The organism is Pantoea ananatis PA13 (assembly GCF_000233595.1).
Lineage (GTDB): Bacteria > Pseudomonadota > Gammaproteobacteria > Enterobacterales > Enterobacteriaceae > Pantoea > Pantoea ananatis.
Genome location: NC_017554.1, coordinates 1834959 through 1856101 on the forward strand (window position 1 = coordinate 1834959; position 21143 = coordinate 1856101).

At 53.6% G+C, this 21143-nt stretch carries 17 protein-coding genes; all 17 read left to right on the plus strand.

What is annotated here, in order from left to right:
* The first annotated feature begins 7 nt into the window (after nucleotides 1-7).
* Entirely contained in the window at nucleotides 8-1006 is a 999-nt protein-coding gene (locus PAGR_RS08575; protein ID WP_014605525.1) for a hypothetical protein, read from the plus strand.
* Between the two features lie 16 nt (nucleotides 1007-1022).
* Nucleotides 1023-1850, plus strand: coding sequence for a type VI secretion system accessory protein TagJ (locus tag PAGR_RS08580; RefSeq protein WP_013026237.1), 828 nt, complete (start codon nucleotides 1023-1025; stop codon nucleotides 1848-1850).
* Nucleotides 1840-2415: a type VI secretion system baseplate subunit TssE gene (tssE, locus tag PAGR_RS08585; RefSeq protein ID WP_013026236.1), complete on the plus strand. Its 576-nt coding sequence runs from the start codon at nucleotides 1840-1842 to the stop codon at nucleotides 2413-2415. Before PAGR_RS08580 ends, tssE begins: the two co-directional genes overlap by 11 nt.
* Nucleotides 2416-2417: 2 nt before the next feature.
* The gene (tssF, locus tag PAGR_RS08590) at nucleotides 2418-4295 is read left to right on the plus strand and encodes a type VI secretion system baseplate subunit TssF (RefSeq protein WP_013026235.1); all 1878 of its coding nucleotides are present in this window, start codon (nucleotides 2418-2420) and stop codon (nucleotides 4293-4295) included.
* The gene (gene tssG, locus PAGR_RS08595; protein WP_014605526.1) at nucleotides 4292-5341 is read left to right on the plus strand and encodes a type VI secretion system baseplate subunit TssG; all 1050 of its coding nucleotides are present in this window, start codon (nucleotides 4292-4294) and stop codon (nucleotides 5339-5341) included. Before tssF ends, tssG begins: the two co-directional genes overlap by 4 nt.
* Nucleotides 5342-5394: 53 nt before the next feature.
* On the plus strand, nucleotides 5395-8004 hold the full coding sequence (gene tssH, locus PAGR_RS08600; RefSeq protein ID WP_013026233.1) for a type VI secretion system ATPase TssH: 2610 nt from the start codon (nucleotides 5395-5397) through the stop codon (nucleotides 8002-8004).
* 29 nt (nucleotides 8005-8033) lie between these two features.
* Nucleotides 8034-9497 carry a serine/threonine protein kinase gene (locus PAGR_RS08605; RefSeq protein ID WP_014605527.1) on the plus strand — a complete coding sequence of 488 codons (1464 nt, stop codon included), beginning with the start codon at nucleotides 8034-8036 and terminating at the stop codon, nucleotides 9495-9497.
* Between the two features lie 11 nt (nucleotides 9498-9508).
* Nucleotides 9509-11752, plus strand: a complete 2244-nt coding sequence (locus tag PAGR_RS08610; protein WP_014605528.1) for a type VI secretion system Vgr family protein — start codon at nucleotides 9509-9511, stop codon at nucleotides 11750-11752.
* A 9-nt stretch (nucleotides 11753-11761) separates the two neighbouring features.
* Nucleotides 11762-12142: a hypothetical protein gene (locus tag PAGR_RS08615; protein WP_014605529.1), complete on the plus strand. Its 381-nt coding sequence runs from the start codon at nucleotides 11762-11764 to the stop codon at nucleotides 12140-12142.
* 201 nt (nucleotides 12143-12343) lie between these two features.
* Nucleotides 12344-12718, plus strand: coding sequence for a hypothetical protein (locus PAGR_RS08620; protein ID WP_014605530.1), 375 nt, complete (start codon nucleotides 12344-12346; stop codon nucleotides 12716-12718).
* A 94-nt stretch (nucleotides 12719-12812) separates the two neighbouring features.
* Nucleotides 12813-13199 (plus strand): DUF3592 domain-containing protein, encoded by a 387-nt coding sequence (locus PAGR_RS08625; RefSeq protein WP_014605531.1) that lies wholly within the window; start codon nucleotides 12813-12815, stop codon nucleotides 13197-13199.
* Between the two features lie 371 nt (nucleotides 13200-13570).
* A complete protein-coding gene (locus tag PAGR_RS08630) occupies nucleotides 13571-16111 on the plus strand; it encodes a DUF2169 family type VI secretion system accessory protein (RefSeq protein WP_014605532.1) in 2541 nt (846 codons plus the stop codon).
* Nucleotides 16108-17178: a pentapeptide repeat-containing protein gene (locus PAGR_RS08635; RefSeq protein ID WP_014605533.1), complete on the plus strand. Its 1071-nt coding sequence runs from the start codon at nucleotides 16108-16110 to the stop codon at nucleotides 17176-17178. Before PAGR_RS08630 ends, PAGR_RS08635 begins: the two co-directional genes overlap by 4 nt.
* A 12-nt stretch (nucleotides 17179-17190) precedes the next feature.
* Entirely contained in the window at nucleotides 17191-17796 is a 606-nt protein-coding gene (locus PAGR_RS08640; protein ID WP_014605534.1) for a DUF3540 domain-containing protein, read from the plus strand.
* Nucleotides 17797-17805: 9 nt separating this feature from the next.
* Complete coding sequence (locus PAGR_RS08645) at nucleotides 17806-18198, plus strand: DUF4150 domain-containing protein (protein WP_014605535.1); 393 nt, start codon at nucleotides 17806-17808, stop codon at nucleotides 18196-18198.
* Between the two features lie 47 nt (nucleotides 18199-18245).
* Nucleotides 18246-20735: a type VI secretion system tip protein TssI/VgrG gene (gene tssI / locus PAGR_RS08650; protein WP_014605536.1), complete on the plus strand. Its 2490-nt coding sequence runs from the start codon at nucleotides 18246-18248 to the stop codon at nucleotides 20733-20735.
* Nucleotides 20732-21112 (plus strand): hypothetical protein, encoded by a 381-nt coding sequence (locus tag PAGR_RS08655; protein WP_014605537.1) that lies wholly within the window; start codon nucleotides 20732-20734, stop codon nucleotides 21110-21112. Before tssI ends, PAGR_RS08655 begins: the two co-directional genes overlap by 4 nt.
* Nucleotides 21113-21143: the final 31 nt, after the last annotated feature.

Sequence of the window (21143 nt, forward strand, 5' to 3'; positions counted from 1 at the left end):
CGCCAACATGAAATATGGATTAGTGGGCCTGACTGCATTGCTGTTGAGTACACATGCCTTTGCAGAGAACTATCGCATTGTGCAGTCGCCAACTCAGAAACTGGATGTCTGGATTGATGATGTAAAAGATAACCAGCTGTCGAGCTGGTGTAAGAGCACCGTAAACCTGCGCATTGTGACGCATGGCGATAAAGATGCGTCGGTGCTGAGTGATTTCCTGCCGCGCGTTGCGGGCTTGATGGCCTCACAATGTAAGCCGTTACAGCAGCTGCACTGGCAATTAACCGATACCGAGGGCGCCGCACTGGCCAATGGTACGGCCGCGAAAGCGCAGCAGTGGAAATCGGTGGTGACTCCGCCTGCCGCTGCACAGCCCGTTCAACCGGTTCAGCCCGCCCAACAGGCGCCCGTCAGCCCGCCCGCCGCGCCTGTCGTGCTGAATTCGCCAGCGGCGGATACCACACCGTGGCTCCAGTTTAGCTTGCTGGACGGTTGCCATTTCCGCACCTGGTGGCATCAGCCCTCGCAGGCCAGCGCCCTGTTTGTGCCGGCTAAGCAGGGCGTCACCTGCGGCAAAGATGGTTGGTTAAGCGGGCACAGCACGCTGACCCAGACGGGCAAAGACGCGACCAAATCCGTTGCCGTGAGTTTTCTGCAGGGGTTCCCGGTTGCGGGCCTGAACGATAAACAGCAGGTTGATGAACTGACCATTACCACGGTTAACAGCGAACGCATGGTGCTGAGTGATGAAAAGTCACCCGACAGCTGGCTGGTGTTGCCATTTAGCCAGCAGTTTAACGGCTGGCAGGCGATAAACCAGGTGGTGGTTGAGATGCCCGCCAGTGAAGCGGCAGACGAAAATGCGCTGCGTGCGCGCCTGCAGGAAGTGCGTAAGATCTGGTCACCCTGGTTAAGCAGCCCTGCATCCATTAAGGTGCAGTTGGTGGAAAAACTGCATCCGGAACTCAAAGATCCGGCCGCAGCCGTGTATCGCACCATCAACTAAGGCATAAGGAGTTTGAATGGACTCACTACAACAGCGACTGGCCAATGCCACCCTGGCGGAAAACCTGTCCAGCATCACTGCACAAATCCAGGCGAATCCGGCTGATGCGGATTTACGGGCGGCATTTGTGCAACTCCTGTGCCTTGACGGTAACTGGAGCAGGGCGCAGACACAGCTGAAATCCTGGCTGGCCATGCTGCCTCAGGCGCAGCCCACCGTGACCTTGCTGCAACAGGCCATTGAGGGCGAACAGAAACGTGCAGCGGTTTTGCGCGGTGAAGCCGAGCCGCAACTGCCAGGAAGCGCCTGGCCGTGGTGCCAGGTCTTACTGGCCGCGCTGAAAGCGGACATAGCGGGCGATAAGGCCGTCGGTGCGGCACTGCGTGCTCAGGCGCTGGAAAGCGCAGAGGCGAGCGCCGGTACGGCCACAACCCAGGAGGGGGAAAGCCCGTTCGCCTGGATAATGGACGGTGACAGCCGCTTCGGACCGGTCTGTGAAGCCATCGCCAATGGACACTATTACTGGATCCCGTTTGCTGCCATCAGCGAAATAGAGTTTCAGGCTCCGGCAAGCGTCACGGATCTGGTCTGGCGCCATACTCGCCTGCAGCTGGTGGACGGAAGTGAGCAAATTTGTCAGATTCCGGTGCGCTACCCGCTTCAGGACAAGGCTGATGAACGCTTCCTGCGGGCAAGCGTAACGGAGTGGCAGGAATCAGGCAGCGATGACGGTCAGTTTATCGGTCACGGGCAAAAGATGTGGCTCAGCGATGAAGCAGATTATCCCTTACTGACGCTGCAGCAGCTTATTTTCAACGAAACTGAGTTACCTCATGAGTCGTAATGACAATTCGTCCGGTGACGGCTATTCGCAGCTGCATGGCGGCTATCGTGCGCGCAAAAATCGCGACACGCTGACGGCGCGTGACAAACTGCAGTCGTCCCTGCTGGACAGGCTGACAGACGACGCGCCAGATAAAACCACCGAGTCAGGCAACAGTTCGATTATTACCCACAGTACGCTGCGACGTAATGTTCTGCGCGATCTCCAGTGGTTATTCAACACCATCAATAACGAGGCGCAGCACGATCTGAGCGACCTGACGGAGGTCCAGCGTTCCGTGCTGAATTTTGGCGTGGCCCCCCTGGCCGGACAGAATATCTCGGACATCGAATGGCAGGATATGCAACGGAAAATGACCGATGCCATTCTGCACTTTGAGCCACGCATTTTACCCCAGGGCTTACAGGTTCGCTGCGTAAGCGACCTGACCTCTCTGAGTCTGCACAACGTACTATCGATTGAGATTAAAGGCCGGTTATGGTGCGTGCCGTACCCGCTGGAGTTTCTGTTCCGCACTCAGGTTGATTTAGAGAGCGGCCATTTTGAACTACAGGATGCAGGTTAATCATGGACAGCAAGCTGCTTGATTACTACAACCGTGAACTGGCCTATCTGCGCGAGATGGGCGCGGAGTTTGCTGCCCAGTATCCCAAGGTCGCCGGGCGGCTTGGTATGCGCGGCATTGACGTCGCCGATCCTTATGTCGAAAGACTTATGGAGGGTTTCGCGTTTCTGACGTCACGCGTGCAGTTAAAGATGGATGCCGAGTTTCCACGCTTTTCTCAGCGGATGCTGGAAATGGTGGCACCGGGCTACCTTTCACCTACGCCGTCGATGGCCATCGCCCAGCTCACGCCGGACAGCCGCAAAGGCGATATCAGCAACGGTTTCTTAGTGCCGCGCGGCACAATGATGGAAAGCCAGAACCTGAAAAAAACGGGCGTCACCTGCAGCTATACCACCGCGCACGATGTGATGTTACAGCCCCTGCGTATCAGCGATGTGTCGTTAGGTGGCGTGCCAGCGGATATCCCGTTAGGCGAGTTGAAAGCGGGCGGCTCGACGGCGGCGTCCAGCGCCCTCCGTATCCGCATCACCTGCGAAGGCATTTCATCGTTAAGCCAGCTCAGTCTCGATGACGTGATGTTTTTCCTGAGCGGACCCGATATCCAGGCCCTGAAACTGATGGAGCTGCTGATGCAGCATCGTGTCGGAATCATCCTGCAGTCCGTGGAAGCAAAACCGCAACGTCAGGTTCTGCCGGATGACGCGCTTCAACAGGAAGGCTTTTCGACCGAGCAGGCCCTGTTGCCCGACGATCTGCGTAATTTTGACGGCTACCGCCTGCTGCAGGAGTATTTTGCATTCCCGGCACGCTTCCAGTTTATCAGCCTGCGTCAGCTGGCGCCTTTCCTGCAGCGCTGCGATAACGCCCTGTCGTTTGACATCGTCATCCTGCTGGATAAGGCCGATGCGGCGCTGGAAAGCGTTGTCGACAGCGCCCATCTGGCCCTGCACTGCACGCCGGTCATTAACCTGTTCCCGAAAACCGCCGAGCGGCTTAAGGTCAGCGACAGTCAGCACGAGTATCACTTGGTGGTCGATAACATCCGTCCGCTGGACTATGAGATCCATTCGGTGAAGCGCTTGTTTGCCTCTGTCGAAGGGCAGCGCGAAGAGCAGATCTTCCGGCCGTTCTGGAGCACCTTCAGCCATGACGGCGGGGATTATGGCGCGTATTTCTCCCTGCGTCGTGAACAGCGCACGCTCTCTGAGCACGCGTTGCGCTATGGCACCCGAACAGGCTATATCGGTTCTGAAGTGTTTCTCTCCCTGGTGGATCAAAATCATACACCGTGGAACAGCGATATCCGCTATTTGTCTGCGGAAGTGATGTGTACCAGCCGTGACCTGCCTTTGATGCTGCTACAGCAAGAGCAGGCCAACTTTGTAATGCCGGATTCCATTCCTGTCGGGCAACTTAAATTGTGCAAAGGCCCGACGCCACCGCGTCCGGCGCTGGCTGAAGGGCTTTCAGCATGGCGACTCATCAGTCATCTGCAGATGAACTATCTAAGCCTGATGGACAGCAGCGATGGCGAAGGGGCTGCGGCACTGCGCCAGATGCTGAGCCTGTATGCCAGCCTGGCCGAAACGCCGCTAACGCGTCAGATTGACGGAATTCGGCACTGCAACCTCAAAGCCGTTCACCGCCGGGTGCCCGAGCCGGGCCCCGTGGTGTTTGCGCGCGGGGTCAGCATTGCGCTTGAGGTGGATGAGCAGGCGTTTTCAGGTGCCAGCCCCTGGCTGTTCGGCAGCGTGCTGGAGCGGGTCTTTTCTCGCCTCGTGGCGCTTAACAGCTTTACCGAATTCACCCTGAGCAGCCAGCAGCGCGGCGAAGTGGGCTACTGGCCGCCGCGCATGGGCAAAAAGGCGCTGCTATGAGTGAGACGGCGCACGTTATTCCCCTACAGCGGGCGGTGCGTCTGCCTGACGGTTTCTGGCAGGCCGTGATGGCCGCGCCCTGGCGCTATGATCTGTTTCAGTTGTTACGCAAGCTGGACGCCCAGAGTGGGCAGCGTTATGCCTTAGGTAAAGCGCCACTGCCCAAATTTGAAGCCGTGCGTATTGGGCAAAAGCCATCCCTGGCCTTTGCACCATCGACCGTGTCACAGGTTAAAGCGCGTGAGCAGGACGAACGCTACGACGTCTCCATTTACAGCTTTGGGCTGTTTGGTCCCAACGGTCCTCTCCCTACGCACCTGACGGAATATGTACGCGGACGTATCGATCACCATCAGGATCACAGCCTGAGCGCTTTCGCCGATCTGTTTCATCATCGTGCCACGCTGCTGTTCTACCGTGCCTGGGCTAATTCACAGCCAACCAGCTCCCTGGATCGCCGCGACGATCGGCGGTTTCAGGATTATCTGGCCTGCGTGGCCGGTATTGGGTTACCGGCCCAGCAGAAAGCCAGTTCGCTGAGTCTGCATGCGCGCCTCATGCTGTCAGGGCATCTCAGCCGCCACGGTCACGATGCCGAAGGGCTGGTACGCATTTTGCGTCACTACTTTGCCGTTCCGGTTAAGCTGCAACAGAACGTGCCGCAGTGGTTATCCCTGGACAGCCGCGATCAGGCCCGTCTGTCGGCCGGTCGCCATATGCCGCGCCTGGGTGAATCGGCCTTTCTCGGTGTGGCCGTTCGTGATGTACAGCATCGTTTTCGTCTGCGCATCGGTCCACTGAGCGCCGAGCAGTACGAACGTTTTTTACCCAACGCGCAGGGCGCTTGCGAAGTGCGTGACTGGGTGCGCCACTATCTGGGTATTGAGATGCAGTGGGATCTCAGCCTGATTCTGGCAGCCGATGCCGTTAAGGGCTTAACCCTTGGCGGTCAGGCGCGGCTGGGCTACACCAGTTGGCTTGGACAGCAACCGCAGCCTGTCGATCGTGAAGATTTTGCCTTTGAGGTTGAAGCTACGCCGTCATAGCCCAACCGCTTTCCCCGATAGTTAGCCCGCTTCTTTCAATAAAGAGAACCGATATGTCAGAGATCAGCCGTGCCGTGCTATTCGGCAAACTGGATACGCTGTTATTTACCTCGCTTGAGAGTGCGACCGCCTTTTGTAAACTGCGTGGCAACCCCTATGTTGAACTGGTGCACTGGTTGCATCAGCTCATGCAGCAGCAGGATGGCGATCTTCAGCAGGTGATTAAGCATTTTTCACTGGATGAAAACGCGCTGACGCGGGATATCGTCGCTGCACTGGACCGCCTGCCGCGCGGTGCGGGTGCGGTGTCCGATCTCGCAGAACACATCGACAGCGCCGTTGAGCGCGCCTGGGTTTATGCATCACTCAAATACGGTGCTACCCGTATTCGCGGTGGTCACCTGCTGATAGGTATGCTGAAGACCTTTACGCTCGCCAGCGTCCTGAAAGGCATTTCACCCCAGTTTTCACGCGTGAACGCCGATGCTTTACTGGAGCAGTTCGATACCTTGCTGGCGAACAGTAAAGAAGTTCAGCAGGCGCTGGTTCAGCCCGCAGGCGATGCTGCCGCCCCTCCGGCGGCGGGCGACAGCACGTTAGCGCAGTATGCGCAGGATCTGACCGCGCGAGCGCGCGACGGAAAAATCGACCCGGTTGCGGGCCGTGATGAAGAGATCCGCCAGATGGTGGATATCCTGATGCGCCGTCGCCAGAACAACCCGTTACTCACCGGTGAAGCTGGCGTGGGTAAAACGGCGGTGGTAGAAGGGCTGGCGCTGCGCATTGCCGCCGGTGATGTACCGGCACCGCTTCGTGACGTGCAACTGTGGCTGCTGGATATTGGCATGTTGCAGGCAGGCGCCGGCATGAAAGGCGAATTCGAAGCGCGTTTACAGGCCCTGATTAACGAAGTGCAATCCAGCCCTACGCCGATTGTGTTATTCATTGATGAAATTCATACCCTGGTCGGTGCAGGCGGTCAGCAGGGCACAGGCGATGCCGCCAACCTGTTAAAGCCGGCCCTGGCGCGCGGACAGTTGCGCACGATTGGCGCAACGACCTGGGCGGAATACAAGAAATACATCGAAAAAGATCCTGCATTGACCCGCCGCTTCCAGACCGTTCAGGTGCAGGAGCCGGATGAAGCAAAAGCGATTCTGATGCTGCGCAGCACCGTGAGCGCGCTGGAAAAACACCATCAGGTGCTGTTACTGGATGAAGCCGTCAGCGCCGCCGTTAAGCTCTCTCACCGTTACATTCCTGCCCGCCAGCTGCCGGATAAAGCCGTAGCCTTACTGGATACCGCCTGTGCACGCGTTGCCGTCAGCCAGGGCGCACAGCCTGCCGCGCTGGAAGACTGCCTGCACCGTCTGGCCGCGCTGGAAATCGAAGCGGAGATCGCCGAACGTGAAGTCAAAGTGGGGCTGGGTGATGAAACCCGCCAGGCCACGATTGCCGCCCAGCGCGCTGCCCTGGAAGCAGAGCGCGATGCGCTGGACGCCCGCTGGCAGCAGGAGCGTGAGCTGGTCGAACAGCTGATTGCCCTGCGCGCGCGTTGCGTGACCGAAGGCGAAACTTCCCTGCGCGAGCAGCTCGATGAAACCCGACAGAAGTTGCATGCGGTTCAGGGTGAAGCCCCGTTACTGTTTGCTGCCGTTGACGCCAGCGTCGTTGCCGCAGTGGTATCCGACTGGACCGGCATTCCGCTGGGCCGGATGGTGAAAAACGAAATTGACGCCGTGCTTAACCTCGCGGACACGTTGAATCAGCGCGTAATTGGGCAGCGTCATGGGCTGGATCTGATTGCCAAACGCGTTCGCACCTCACGCGCCCGACTGGACAATCCCAATAAACCGGTCGGTGTGTTTATGCTCTGTGGCCCGTCAGGCGTCGGGAAAACCGAAACCGCGCTGGCGCTGGCCGAATCGCTTTATGGTGGAGAGCAAAACATCATCACCATCAACATGAGCGAGTTCCAGGAAGCGCACACCGTTTCAACGCTGAAAGGTGCCCCTCCAGGCTATGTAGGTTACGGTGAAGGCGGTGTGCTGACGGAGGCCGTGCGTCGTCGTCCTTACAGCGTCGTGCTGCTGGATGAGATTGAAAAAGCGCATCCTGATGTGCATGAGCTGTTTTTCCAGGTATTCGACAAAGGCTGGATGGAAGATGGAGAAGGGCGCCACATTGATTTCCGCAATACCATTATCATCCTCACCTCTAACGTCGGTACGCAACTGATCAGTGCGCTCTGTGCCGATCCGGAACTCATGCCGGATCCCGACGCGCTCAGCACCGCTTTACGTAAACCCTTACTGGAGGTGTTCCCGCCTGCACTGCTGGGCCGTCTGCTGGTGGTGCCTTACTATCCCCTCAGTGACGAGATGCTGGCAGAGATTGTTAAGCTGCAACTGGGGCGCATTGTACGCCGCCTGGAAGAGAACCACGGTATTGAAGCCATTATTGACGATTCGGTCGTCAGCCAGATCGTGCAGCGTTGTACGGAAGTGGAGTCTGGAGGTCGCATGGTCGATGCCATCCTGACAAATACCCTGTTGCCGCAGATGAGCCAGATACTGCTCAGCGGCCATGCTCGTGATGAACGTTATCGTCGCGTGCAGGTCAGCTGTGATCAGGGCGAGTTTGTTTGCCAGTTTGCTGTCTAAAGCCGTTTGTTATCAGAGAGCTTTCGAATATGTCGGAAAATGATAATCACCAGAATGTACCCAATGCCCTCCCGATTGGTTACCGGTTTAATGAGTTTGAAATCAAAGATGTCATCGGCGGTGGCGGTTTCGGCATTGTCTATCGTGCCTGGGATCACCAACTGGAGCGCGATATCGCGATTAAAGAGTTTATGCCCGCGTCGCTGGCCGTGCGCAGCGACGACCTGAACCTGGTATTGCGGAGTGAGCGATTCAGTAAAACTTTCCATGCGGGCCTGAACAGCTTTATTCAGGAAGCCCGTCTGCTGGCACGTTTTAATCATCCGAACCTGCTTCACGTTCTGCGCTTTTGGGTGCAAAACGATACGGCCTATATGGGCACGGTGTTTTACAGCGGCACCACGCTGTCTAACATGCGTGAACGCCATCCCCATCTGATTGATGAGAACTGGATACGTCGCCTGCTGCCACCGCTGCTGGGTGCCATCAAGACCATTCATGATGCGGGCTATCTGCACCGCGACATCTCGCTGGATAATATTCAAATCCAGAGCAATGGCGATCCGGTATTACTGGATTTCGGCTCCGCGCGCAAAACCATCGGTAACCTTTCTGATGAAAGTGAAACCATGCTGCGTCCGGGCTATGCGCCGATTGAACAGTACAGCGATAACGATGAAAGCGAACAGGGCGCGTGGACGGACATTTACGCGCTGGGGGCCGTGCTGCACACGTTAATCACCGGCGCACCGCCGCCGGTCAGCGTGGTGCGCAGTATTGAAGATAATTATCAACCGCTCGTGCAACGCGCACCTGCGGGTTACAGCGCAACGCTGCTGGCAGCGGTCGATAGCGCCTTGTCCCTTAAGCCGGAAGATCGCCCGCAGAGCATTGATGCCTTCGCGGCCTCAATGGTACTGCCAGAAAAAGCGCCTGAACCACTGCCTGAAATGAAGCAGAGCGGGCCGGGGACCATGTTGGTACCGGTTCAGGAAGAGGATGAGGCGGCTGCCACTCCGGCAACACCGCTGAAAAAGCTGATGCGTCACCGCTTTGCTCTGCCGGGCCTGGTGGCTGCAGGTGTGTTGGTGGGGGTTTGCGTCGGTGTCCTGATGGCGGGCGGCGACAAAGAAGGTGATCCACCTGCCAATGTCGCACAGACCGAAACGGCCCCAGCCACTCAGGCACCGGCTGAACAACCTGCTGCAACGCCTGTGCAAACCCAGACCGCCCAGGCCGAGCCGGAAAAACCTCAGGAGCCGGTGGCACCACCGCCTGAACCTGTGGCGCAGGTTTATATTAAGCTCCAGCCCGGCGAGCGTGTTCAGGTGAATGGCAAGCCTCAGGCAGTGGTTCCGGCAGCCAATGGTTTTGCGGCACTGCAGCTGGCACCCGGCAACTACACGTTTTCTGTAACAGGTCAGGGTGGCGAACGTGAACAAACGTTGACCATTAATCAGCAAGGCGTCTGGTTACTTGATCCCCATAGTTAACAGGTATGTCTATGTTCTCACGTATTACTGTACAACTTCCCGCACAAGGACTGCTGTTCCGACGTCTGAGCGGCAGCGAAGCGCTGTCCCAGTCGTTCGTGCTGCAAGCGGAGCTGCTCTCCACCGACGCGCGCATTGATCGTAAGTCGTTGCTGGGCAAGCCGGTCACTTTCACGCTGCCGACGGATGGTCTGCTGAGCGCGGTGAATCCGCGCTACATCAACGGCAAAATTACTCAGATAGGCGTGCGCAGCGAGGAGCTGGGCGGCGTGCGCTACGCCGTTTACGGGCTGACGGTGGAGTCGGATCTGTGGCCGATGAAGCGCGACCGCAACCTGCGCATCTTCCAGAGCCAGACGGTGCCGCAGATTGTGCAGACGCTGCTGAAGGAGTACGGAGTGAACGTGGAAACGCGCCTGGCGGGCAGTTACCGGGTGTGGGAATACTGCGTGCAGTATCAGGAGAGCAGCTTCGACTTTATCAGCCGGCTGATGGAGCTGGAGGGGATTTACTACTTCTTCCGTCACGAGGCGGACAAGCACACGCTGGTGCTGTGTGACGCGCCGGACCAGCACCAGGCGTTCCCGGGCTACGAAACCATAGCCTACCACGTGACGCCGTCGGGCGGCAGCGTGACGGAAGAGGGCGTGAGCCAGTGGGCGCTGTCGGAAAGCGTGACGCCGGGGATGTACAGCACGGACGACTACGACTTCCGCAAGCCGAACGCGTGGATGCTGCAGGCGCGGCAGAACCCGGTGTCGCCGACCCCGGGCTCGGTGGACGTGTACGACTGGCCGGGTCGCTTCGTGGAGCACGGTCACGGCGAATACTACGCGCGTATCCGCCAGGAGGTGTGGCAGGTGGAGCACCACATGGTGAGTGGGAGCGGCACGGCGACGGGCATCGCGCCGGGCTACACTTTTTCGCTGCTGAACGCGCCGCACTTCAGCGACAACGGCAAATACCTGGTGACGTCGGCGCACTACGACTTTGAAGAGAACAGCTACGCGAGCGGCGACGTGGGCGCCACGCGGCACAACATCGACTTCACGGTGCTGCCGGCGGCGGTGACGTACCGTGCGAAGCCGGAGACGCCGTGGCCGAAGACGCACGGCCCGCAGACGGCGAAGGTGGTGGGGCCGAAAGGCGAGAGCATCTGGACGGACAAATACGGCCGGGTGAAGGTGAAGTTCCACTGGGACCGTCTGGCGAAGGGTGACGACACGAGTTCGTGCTGGGTGCGCGTATCGAGTGCCTGGGCGGGTCAGGGCTTCGGCGGGGTGCAGATCCCGCGCGTGGGCGATGAAGTCGTCGTCGATTTTATCAACGGCGATCCAGACCGGCCAATTATTACTGGCCGTGTCTACAACGAAGCCAGCATGCCACCCTGGGATCTCCCCGGCGATGCTACACGAATGGGCTTTATGACACGGAGTAAAGACGGACATCAGGCCAATGCCAGCTATCTGTTCTTTGAAGATAAGCCGGGCGGTGAACTGCTGAATATGCATGCTGAGAAAGACATGAATATTTCGGTGGAGAATGATAAGACCGTTGCCATTGATGGATCCCGGACCACCACTATTGGCAAAGAGCAGAATGACGAAGTAACAGGTGATGCGACTTTTCATTACAAACAAAAGCGGACGATAACAGTTGACCAGCTCGAGTCAAAAAATTTTAATAACGGTGAAAGTGTTAAAGTAAAAAATGGTCGCAAAACCATCATTTCTAGTGGTGGGAGCCACAGTGAAGTAACAGGTGATAAGTTTTTAAAACTCGACGGCCATTTTTCCAGAAAAATAAGTGGCAACGATGAAGAACACATTAAAGGTAGCAGAGCGGCCACTATAGATAACGGTGATACACTAACCATTACAAATGGAGGACTTAATGTTAACGTAAATGGCTTATGGCATCAGAGTGCAACCGCAGGTGTGAAAATTGAATCGCCGCAAGATATTACTATAAAAAGTAGTACTAAAGTTTTTATTGATTCACCTGTTTTTGAAAGAAACGATGTCCAAAAAAATAGCTTTGCACAAGATGCAATGGATTTTATTAGTAAGTATGTTTCATTTTCGGTAGGAAGTGTGGCTTTCAAAGGTGTCAACTATGGCATGACAGGTGTGAATATATCACATCAAGGGTTTGCTTTCGGTCGGACCATCATTAATGCTCAAAGAGTTGAAGCCGCTCGTGTTGACAGTGGAAGCCTGAGGACAGCATTGTTTGCTCTCCACATGATTATGTAAAGAGGATTTATGTCGATATCAGGTATTGTGAATGTTGTTTTAACTATTCTGGTTATTTTTGCATGTTATTATTTTGCGAATAAGATAGTGCGAGGCTCACAGCAGCGCGAACAAACTATTATTGAGAATGGCAGTGACGTGCAGATAACTATACTGTCGATGAAGCAGAACGGTCTTTTTCTTAATAATAATCCAGTAGTGGAAATGAGCTTGAGAGTAACGGACTTACATGGGAAAAGTTGGTTAGTCGAAAAACACGAAGAAACAGTATTGCTAATTGCGCTTGATAAATATCAGGTTGGCGATGTGTATGACGGTAAGTTCGATATAAAAACCAGTAGCATTTTATTTGTTAAAGATGAGAGCGGGAAACCAATAAGGGCTAAATAATAATATTAGGCTCTGGTTTTATTGATGCCTTTGTATCTTTACCTGGTCATGTATAAAAGCAGATTATGACTGATTTTATATGATTTTGCGCTGATATCTTTAATTTTTAAATGTTGTAATCATATTGATTTTTGTTTTTAGTGAATTATACCTTTTGATTAACGTAACGTTCATAATGGCTGAACTAATCAGGTTATATATATGACTTTTTTAACTGAGGCCCCTTTTTTGATTGGCGTTATCATTACGCTTTGTGCGATTGCGATATCATTCTCTGTGTTGAAGCCTGATAAATCACAATTGAAAGGGATTAAAGAGTGGGTTACTCGTGACGATTGGTCAGGTGACGTGATCATCGTATCTGCGTTAAATTGGTGTCAAAATGATACCAAGTACGGCGATGATTATTTTTATACTTTTTATTTTAATGCTACCATTTATGGTGTTAAGAAAAGATATTCTGCTATGTGTGCCGTTAAATCCAGTCAAATACATAAAATAAAAAAAGGAATTAAGCTTTCTGTGAAGTACAGTTGTGGTGATCCACCTAAAATGGCTGTGGTTAATCTCGAATAAGATTCATTGCCCTATAATTTTGACAGCCTTCAAGAATAACCTTCATGCGGTGAATGACTATGTTTGGGTATGAAAATATGCTTCAGAGGTTGTTATGAGTGCATCAGAGAAGGGATGGGCAATTTTTGCTGCAGCCGTTTCAGTCGTTGTTCTGTTTCGTATGGTAAACGTTTCCACCAGAATTTTTTTGCCGCTTATTAAAAATGGTTTCGTGCAAGCTAATATTATCAAAACAGGTATTGCCGCTAATGCTGATATTATCTCCACACAACAGACTACGGTTTGGAGTGGTGGTCAACCTGTTTATACAATTTGTGTTAAATTTAGAACCTTAGAAAATAAACAGATTGAGGCCAGTATAATGCGGAGCTTAACGTTTGAAGAGATTGAACGGTTTAAACCAGGAAATGGTACGACCATAAAATATGATGCTAAAAATCCCAAGAGAATTGCGCTCTATGATAAACCTCTCATATTGTAAAGGTAACTTTCATCAGGCTTTAAGAATTTTTTGTAATTAAAAATTCGCGTTTGTTTCCTAATTTTATAGCATGCTATGGGGTTGGCGTAAATTATGCAAAGACGCATAATGTTAGTGCGAGTTTGCCTTAGGTATAGGAAGTTGTGTTATTTGAGCGGAAAACTAACCGCTATAAAAAGTCGGTAATGAATTTAGCCTCATTGTAATGAAAAACAGCCAGGCATCATCAAACTGAATACCGTCGGTTTAACAGAGTAACAAAAATATCTTGGTTGGTTTTTGACTGACATCTCGTCCTGTTCTTTGACTGAAATCTTGGCCGGGATAGCCGGGTCTTAGTTCTACACGCTTTATATAAAGGAAACCCAGGCATGAAAATTATTAAACCTCTCCGCCTGAGCGTACTTAATCGTCCTTTTCGCTGGCAGGGTAAAAACCATCTTGGCGTCACCGTGCTGGCATTAGCCGATATGAGTGACAATCCTAAACTCCGCCCGGAAATGGAACTGTGGCAACTCGCCGCCAGCGAATTACAAACCAGCGGCGGCGTCCTCGATTTAGCCATGCCAAAAGTGTGCGCCGAATTTCTGGCGACCGGCCATGCCTACACGCATCATCAAAGCGATAAAACCGCCTGCGCAGCAAAGATCGAAGTCGATACGCTAAGCAAGTCGCTGGCGGTATTTGGCGATCGCTACTGGGTTGGAAATAACATCACAGCGCCGCAGCCCTTTGAACAGATGCGACTTGACTGGAGCCGGGCTTTTGGCGGCGAAGGGCACGATGACAATCCCTATGGCATTGGCATTCATCCCGAAATACATCAGGGCCATGAGTTCGTCCGCCTACCTAACATCGAAGCGATGAGCGGACGTCTTACGCAGCCTAAACAAAAGCCTGAACCTGCTGGATTTGGTCCGCTGGATATTAGCTGGCCACGACGTTTTAGTCGTATGGGAAAAAAATACGATTCCAGTTGGTTACAAAATGATTTTCCCGGTTTTGCGCGCGATATCGACTGGAAAGTCTTTAATGCTGCCAGTCCTGATCAATGGTGGGTAGATCGCGATACCTTACCTGAACAAGCCGCCTGGCGAATCTGGAATATGCATCCGCAAAAGCCGGTGCAGGAGGGCAAACTCCCTCCCTGGCAGGCACGCTGCTTTATTAATCGTCAGCGCGAAGATGAAACACTGTTTGAGGAAATTTCACTGCGGGCAACCACGGTGTGGTTCTTTCCTCATCTGGAGCAAATGGTTCTGTTATGGCAAGGGAACACGCGCATCAATGAAGATGACGCGGCTGATGTCTTGCAGTTGATGCCCGCGCTGGAAAAACGGGGTTCGCCGCGCTCGGTCAACCATTACCGCAAGGTGCTCACGCAACGCCTGGACAAGGAAAGCGGGGCGCTCTTTTCATTCCGCGAAAAGGATCTTATTCCAGATGACACGATCGGCCCCTGGATTGATAACCAGGTTGAGCAAACGCCCAGTCCGATGCGGGATAATATGCAAACGCGGGCAAAACTTCTTCGTGAGCAGCACCGTGCGCGTATTGAGGCATCCGGTGGAGATATAGGTGACTTACTCAACGAACCCGATGAGCCCGAACTGCCGAAGCTGGAAGACCTGCCGGAGTTTATCGAAAAAATGGAGCGCCAGGCCGAGGAGATGAAGGCACAGGCAGATCAACGTAAACGCGATATTGAGGCTCGTTATCCGCAAAATGAAGGTGACGAACATCAGCCGCGTGGTCCGGAAACGCTTTTTCGTATGCAGGAAATGCTCCAGCGCAACAAAGCGAGCTTAAGTGAGAAAAAGCTGGCACAGATGCGTGATGCTCTTCATCAAATGTACCTCATGTCCGTCAACAGTCAGCCACCCGCCCTGCGCCTGAAGGGCGACCTGGCACAGATCATTCGTCAACGTGCGGAAAGGACGCTTGCTCAGGGTGGAAACTTTAGCGGCATGGATCTGACCGGCGCGGACTTTTCGGGTATGGATCTTCGCGGTGCCGACTTTAGTAAGACGCTGCTGGAATGTGCCGATTTAAGTCACTGCCAACTGGACGGGGCCAATTTCAACAGCGCAATGTTGGCGCGAACCGAATTGCACCATAGTTCGCTACGCAACTGTAATTTTGAACGTGCCAGCTTTGCTTTAGCCCAGTGTTGCCAAAGTGATTTCTCGGGATCGTACTTTAAAGATACACAGTTGCAAGAAACGCTTTTCGATAACTGTACCTTTAATGAAGCGACCTTCTGTGAATTGTTGTTCCGGGAAACCTGGTTTACCCAATGCCGTTTTCAACGCGCCATCCTTCAGGCTTGCGTGTTTATGGAACTCGATTTGCCGGGTCTTGATTTTACAGAGGCGAAACTCAGTAAAACGACATTTATAAAATCCACACTGGAACAGGCTGTTTTTAACCGTGCTGAATTAGAGAGCTGCTCATGGGTGGAAACGCAGGCTGACCATGCAACTTTCAGCGGCTCAATATGGTTGACCTGTGCGGTGGCTTCCGGCAGTTCCCTTAATGATGCAGATTTCACGCACGCCACGCTGCGGCAAAGTAATCTGCGCCAGACACCCCTTAACGCTGCGGTGTTTATCCAGGCAAAACTGGAGAACAGTGATTTGAGTGAGGCAAGCTGTAAAGGGGCTAATTTTCAGCAAGCGAACCTAGCAGGCAGCCTGTTTGTGCGCACGGATTTTCGCGATGCAGACTTCACTGATGCCAATCTGATGGGCGCGATATTGCAAAAAAGCCAGTTAGGTGGGGCATGTTTTCGGGGCACGACGCTTTTTCGCGCCGATCTGTCTCAGGCTTTTACCAGCGAAACCACGGAACTTGATGGCGCCTTTACAAAGCGTATCAAAACGTTGCCGAAGCGTGATGGAGAAATTGTATGACAGCGCTCACTCCAGCGGAGCTGCATCGGCGAATCAAACAAGGTGAGGTCGTCAGCGAGTTAAACCTGAATGGCCTCAATCTGCAGGGATATGATCTTTCTGGTGGGATCTTTCAGGACGTGTCCTTAACAGGGGCGAATCTGCAGGGTGCCAATTTAAAAGAAACGGTTTTTACTGAATGTGAGCTTGACCAGGCTGATTTGCGCCAGGCAATAATTGAGCAGAGTGTCTTTAACCAGTGCGAAATGTCGGGGTTAATGGCAGATGAGACAAGCCTGAGCGAAACCGTATTTAACCAGTGTGCGCTTACCAATAGCAGTTTTGCGCGTAGCACCTTGTTGAGCACGCAGTTTATGCAATGCCCGCTCGCGCAAGCTCAGTTTAAACAGGCTCAGTTTGATCGCTGCGTCTTTTTTGATTCAGTGCTGGATGGAACAGACTTTGAGGGCTGCAAAAGTCTGCTGACGACCTTTTACAGCATTGACCTACGCCAGACAGTCCTGAGTGCGGGTGAGTTTGAACGCACGGTATTTTTTAAATGCGACCAACGCGAAAAGAATTATGCACAGCAACGGTTTATTGGTTGCCAGTTCATGGACTGCGCGCTGGATAAAGCGCTGTTTAATGGTGCTCAACTTTCGCAATGCAATTTTAAAGGCGCTTCGCTTAAAGCCGCTCAGCTTAATCAGGTAAACGCCAGCCAGGCGCTGTTCATGGAAGCCGATCTCACTGGAGCACAATGCAAAGGAAGCCTGTTTGATCAGGCCATTTTCGTTGGTGCCATGCTTGAGCGCACTGATTTTACAGGCAGTCGTTTTTTCCAGAGCATCCTGCACCAGGTAAAGGCCTCTCAGGCGCTCTTCATTCGCTGCGACCTGACATACAGCGACTTTACCGCAGCCGATATCAGCATGGCAGACCTACGCGGTGCAACCTTTTCCCGAACGCGCATGCATCGGGCGCGCCAGGAGAACGCGCAGTTCTCTGGTCGTCAGGGCATTCTTGAATTTGATGAAGAATTACTGGCAGCTGAAGCCTGGAGCGCGCAGCGCCAGAGCCGCAGTTGAGGAGATCAAACAATGAATAATGTCAATCATACGCTGGCAAAAGCCATTTTACCGCCGGTGCAGGCCGCGGGTGTTGTCACGCACTGCTTCGTCGATGGCAGCCTGACAGTTGAATGTGAAGGGCGAGGCTGGCATTGTCGCCGGGCAGCAAGTTGCGTCATTGTGCCGCAAACGGGTGACACAGTATTAGTTACCAGCGTCGAAAACCAGATTTGGCTACTGGCCGTGCTGGAGCGTAGCGATCCGCAAAAGGCCGAACTCAGCGTACCGGGCGATTTACATATCAATAGCGCCGGCGAGCTGAGCTTAAGCAGTGCCGCGCTGCGCGTCAGCGCTGAGCAAGGGGATTGCCATATCAACGAGATGAATTACAGTGGTGACAAACTGTCTGCCTGGGTCAGTCTTTCTCGTATCGTGGGCAAACGTGCAGAATCCGTATGGCAAACCATCACCCAGATTAGCCATAACCTGCTGCGTACCACGCATAACACAGAGCAGGTCCGTGCCGGGCAACTTGATATGAAAGCGGAAGATTACGCACGTTTGCATGCTCACAATACGGTAATCACCTCGAAAGCGATAACTAAAGTGGATTCTGAACAGATCCATATGGGTTAAGGAGAAACGATGTTTGCAAACTGTCAGCTTTTTGGTGTGGATCTGGCTTTCCCGGATGTGTGCCTGACGCCGACGCCCGCACCGGTGCCGATTCCTTATCCCGATATTGCGCTGGGGCCGACGGCAATCCCAAATGCGCTCAATATCCTTTTCATGGGAATGCCTGCGCATAATATGGCAACCGTAACGCCACTCACCAACGGCGATAACCCAGGCGTCGCAACCGGTGTGGCATCGGGAACGGTCATGGGACCTTCGCGTCACCTTACCGGTTCATTCACGGTGTTATTGAAAGGCACGCCGGCAACGCGGCTTACGAGCATGAGTCTGCAAAATTCAACGAATGCGATCGGCATGCGTATTGTTCCCAGCCAGTTCAAAGTATTGATGCTTGCGCCTTAACGCGTTAACCCTTTTTACCAACCCCTTTTCTGACAGGGATGAATTTTATGTTTTCACGTATTACAGTCCAGTTACCCGCACAAGGACTGCTGTTCCGACGTCTGAGCGGCAGCGAAGCGCTGTCCCAGTCGTTCGTGCTGCAAGCGGAGCTGCTCTCCACCGACGCGCGCATTGATCGTAAGTCGTTGCTGGGCAAGCCGGTCACTTTCACGCTGCCGACGGATGGTCTGCTGAGCGCGGTGAATCCGCGCTACATCAACGGCAAAATTACTCAGATAGGCGTGCGCAGCGAGGAGCTGGGCGGCGTGCGCTACGCCGTTTACGGGCTGACGGTGGAGTCGGATCTGTGGCCGATGAAGCGCGACCGCAACCTGCGCATCTTCCAGAGCCAGACGGTGCCGCAGATTGTGCAGACGCTGCTGAAGGAGTACGGAGTGAACGTGGAAACGCGCCTGGCGGGCAGTTACCGGGTGTGGGAATACTGCGTGCAGTATCAGGAGAGCAGCTTCGACTTTATCAGCCGGCTGATGGAGCTGGAGGGGATTTACTACTTCTTCCGTCACGAGGCGGACAAGCACACGCTGGTGCTGTGTGACGCGCCGGACCAGCACCAGGCGTTCCCGGGCTACGAAACCATAGCCTACCACGTGACGCCGTCGGGCGGCAGCGTGACGGAAGAGGGCGTGAGCCAGTGGGCGCTGTCGGAAAGCGTGACGCCGGGGATGTACAGCACGGACGACTACGACTTCCGCAAGCCGAACGCGTGGATGCTGCAGGCGCGGCAGAACCCGGTGTCGCCGACCCCGGGCTCGGTGGACGTGTACGACTGGCCGGGTCGCTTCGTGGAGCACGGTCACGGCGAATACTACGCGCGTATCCGCCAGGAGGTGTGGCAGGTGGAGCACCACATGGTGAGTGGGAGCGGCACGGCGACGGGCATCGCGCCGGGCTACACTTTTTCGCTGCTGAACGCGCCGCACTTCAGCGACAACGGCAAATACCTGGTGACGTCGGCGCACTACGACTTTGAAGAGAACAGCTACGCGAGCGGCGACGTGGGCGCCACGCGGCACAACATCGACTTCACGGTGCTGCCGGCGGCGGTGACGTACCGTGCGAAGCCGGAGACGCCGTGGCCGAAGACGCACGGCCCGCAGACGGCGAAGGTGGTGGGGCCGAAAGGCGAGAGCATCTGGACGGACAAATACGGCCGGGTGAAGGTGAAGTTCCACTGGGACCGTCTGGCGAAGGGTGACGACACGAGTTCGTGCTGGGTGCGCGTATCGAGTGCCTGGGCGGGTCAGGGCTTCGGCGGGGTGCAGATCCCGCGCGTCAACGATGAGGTTGTCGTGGACTTCATCAATGGCGATCCAGATCGTCCGTTGATCATTGGCCGCGTTTATAACGAAGCCAGTATGCCGCCATGGGCACTACCGGCTGCCGCCACACAAATGGGCTTTCTGAGTCGCTCGAAAGACGGCACTGCGGATACCGCGAACGCATTACGCTTTGAGGATAAGGCGGGCGAGGAGCATTTGTGGATCCAGGCGCAGAAGAACATGGATACACATGTTAAAAATGATTCCAGCCATTCCGTTGCCAACAACCACAGCCACTATGCAGGCGGTAACGAACTCTATCGCGTTGAAACCAACCGTGTACATGGCGTGAAAGGTGGAGAAGAGCGTTTAACGGGACAAGGGAAAATCGACAATGTTGTTGATACCTATGTACTGGGCTCAGGTACTAAGTTACGGCTTGAATGTGGCGAAAGCGCTATCGAACTTAATGCTAATGGTCATATCAATATTGTCGGTAAGGGCTTCAATCTGTTTGTGAACGGTGATGGACACATCACTACATCAGGCGGAAAACTCAATTTAAATACATCCGGTGCGCAGCCGGGTACGGGTGCACCTGGTGCTGGCCACAAAGGCAACATCAATCAGGCCGTTGTGAATCTTTTCCCCCCAAAGCAAAAGGGGCAGGCGGCCCCGGCAGCACCTAAAGCGAAGGTTGAGCATGCGAAATCCCCTTCCACACCAGTAAACAATAAAACTGAAAAGAAAGTGCGGCCGTTACCTCCCGAAAAACAAGCCTTTTTTGATAAGGTGTACGCCGCAGCTCAAGCTGATGAGAAAAAGACAGGCGTCCCTGCACAGGTAACAACTGCTCAAGCCATATTGGAATCTGACTGGGGAAAGAGAGTGCCGACTGACGTTAATACCAATAAGGTCAGTAATAATCTTTTTGGGGTAAAAGCACACGGCTCGCCAAATTATGTGGAATCATGGACTCATGAAAACATAAATGGCAAACGAGTACCTGTTTTAGACAAATTCGCGAGTTATGACTCAGTAGATGAAAGTATTGAACAGCATTCTCAATTTTTGATTAAAAATCAGAGGTATAGTAGTTTGTTTCAGTCATCGGATCCTGTTGAGTGGGCCAAAGGATTACAGGATAAAGGCTATGCAACGGATCCCAACTATGCTAAAAGCTTGATTTCAGTAATGAAAGGTAGAGGCCTCCTATGACCAGGACTTTAATTGCTTTACTTGTTGCTTTGCCCTTTTTTTCTTCAGCTAATGATATTTGTCAAGACCTTGATAGCACGGCAACAAAGAAAGGCATAAGTTTTGATAATACTGATAATGTTTTCAAAGTAGGTGGGGAAGGCCGGTTACAGTTTTACTCTGCTCCAGATAAGAAATGTTTGGAAAAAGGAGTTTTCGTCATTCCGGGTAATAGCCTATATGCCTACGTTGAATATCATGGTTATTACAGTGTCATGTATCTTTCTGATGACGGTGACCAAGTTACTGGCTGGGTTGAAAAAGACAGATTAATTGATATGCATAAAGGTATTGCTCCAGACTACAATCAGGATGCTCAGCAAAAAAAGAGTAATTAGCTGTAATTTAATAAACAAGGGTGCTTAAAGT

Excerpts from the sequence above, each read along its gene's own strand:
- tssH (WP_013026233.1), top strand. The coding sequence starts at position 5,395 with ATGTCAGAGATCAGCCGTGCCGTGCTATTCGGCAAACTGGATACGCTG.
- PAGR_RS08620 (WP_014605530.1), top strand. The coding sequence starts at position 12,344 with ATGACTTTTTTAACTGAGGCCCCTTTTTTGATTGGCGTTATCATTACG.
- PAGR_RS08635 (WP_014605533.1), top strand. The coding sequence starts at position 16,108 with ATGACAGCGCTCACTCCAGCGGAGCTGCATCGGCGAATCAAACAAGGT.
- PAGR_RS08610 (WP_014605528.1), top strand. The coding sequence starts at position 9,509 with ATGTTCTCACGTATTACTGTACAACTTCCCGCACAAGGACTGCTGTTC.
- PAGR_RS08605 (WP_014605527.1), top strand. The coding sequence starts at position 8,034 with ATGTCGGAAAATGATAATCACCAGAATGTACCCAATGCCCTCCCGATT.
- PAGR_RS08640 (WP_014605534.1), top strand. The coding sequence starts at position 17,191 with ATGAATAATGTCAATCATACGCTGGCAAAAGCCATTTTACCGCCGGTG.
- tssG (WP_014605526.1), top strand. The coding sequence starts at position 4,292 with ATGAGTGAGACGGCGCACGTTATTCCCCTACAGCGGGCGGTGCGTCTG.
- tssF (WP_013026235.1), top strand. The coding sequence starts at position 2,418 with ATGGACAGCAAGCTGCTTGATTACTACAACCGTGAACTGGCCTATCTG.
- PAGR_RS08630 (WP_014605532.1), top strand. The coding sequence starts at position 13,571 with ATGAAAATTATTAAACCTCTCCGCCTGAGCGTACTTAATCGTCCTTTT.
- PAGR_RS08655 (WP_014605537.1), top strand. The coding sequence starts at position 20,732 with ATGACCAGGACTTTAATTGCTTTACTTGTTGCTTTGCCCTTTTTTTCT.
- PAGR_RS08645 (WP_014605535.1), top strand. The coding sequence starts at position 17,806 with ATGTTTGCAAACTGTCAGCTTTTTGGTGTGGATCTGGCTTTCCCGGAT.
- tssI (WP_014605536.1), top strand. The coding sequence starts at position 18,246 with ATGTTTTCACGTATTACAGTCCAGTTACCCGCACAAGGACTGCTGTTC.
- PAGR_RS08580 (WP_013026237.1), top strand. The coding sequence starts at position 1,023 with ATGGACTCACTACAACAGCGACTGGCCAATGCCACCCTGGCGGAAAAC.
- tssE (WP_013026236.1), top strand. The coding sequence starts at position 1,840 with ATGAGTCGTAATGACAATTCGTCCGGTGACGGCTATTCGCAGCTGCAT.
- PAGR_RS08615 (WP_014605529.1), top strand. The coding sequence starts at position 11,762 with ATGTCGATATCAGGTATTGTGAATGTTGTTTTAACTATTCTGGTTATT.
- PAGR_RS08625 (WP_014605531.1), top strand. The coding sequence starts at position 12,813 with ATGAGTGCATCAGAGAAGGGATGGGCAATTTTTGCTGCAGCCGTTTCA.
- PAGR_RS08575 (WP_014605525.1), top strand. The coding sequence starts at position 8 with ATGAAATATGGATTAGTGGGCCTGACTGCATTGCTGTTGAGTACACAT.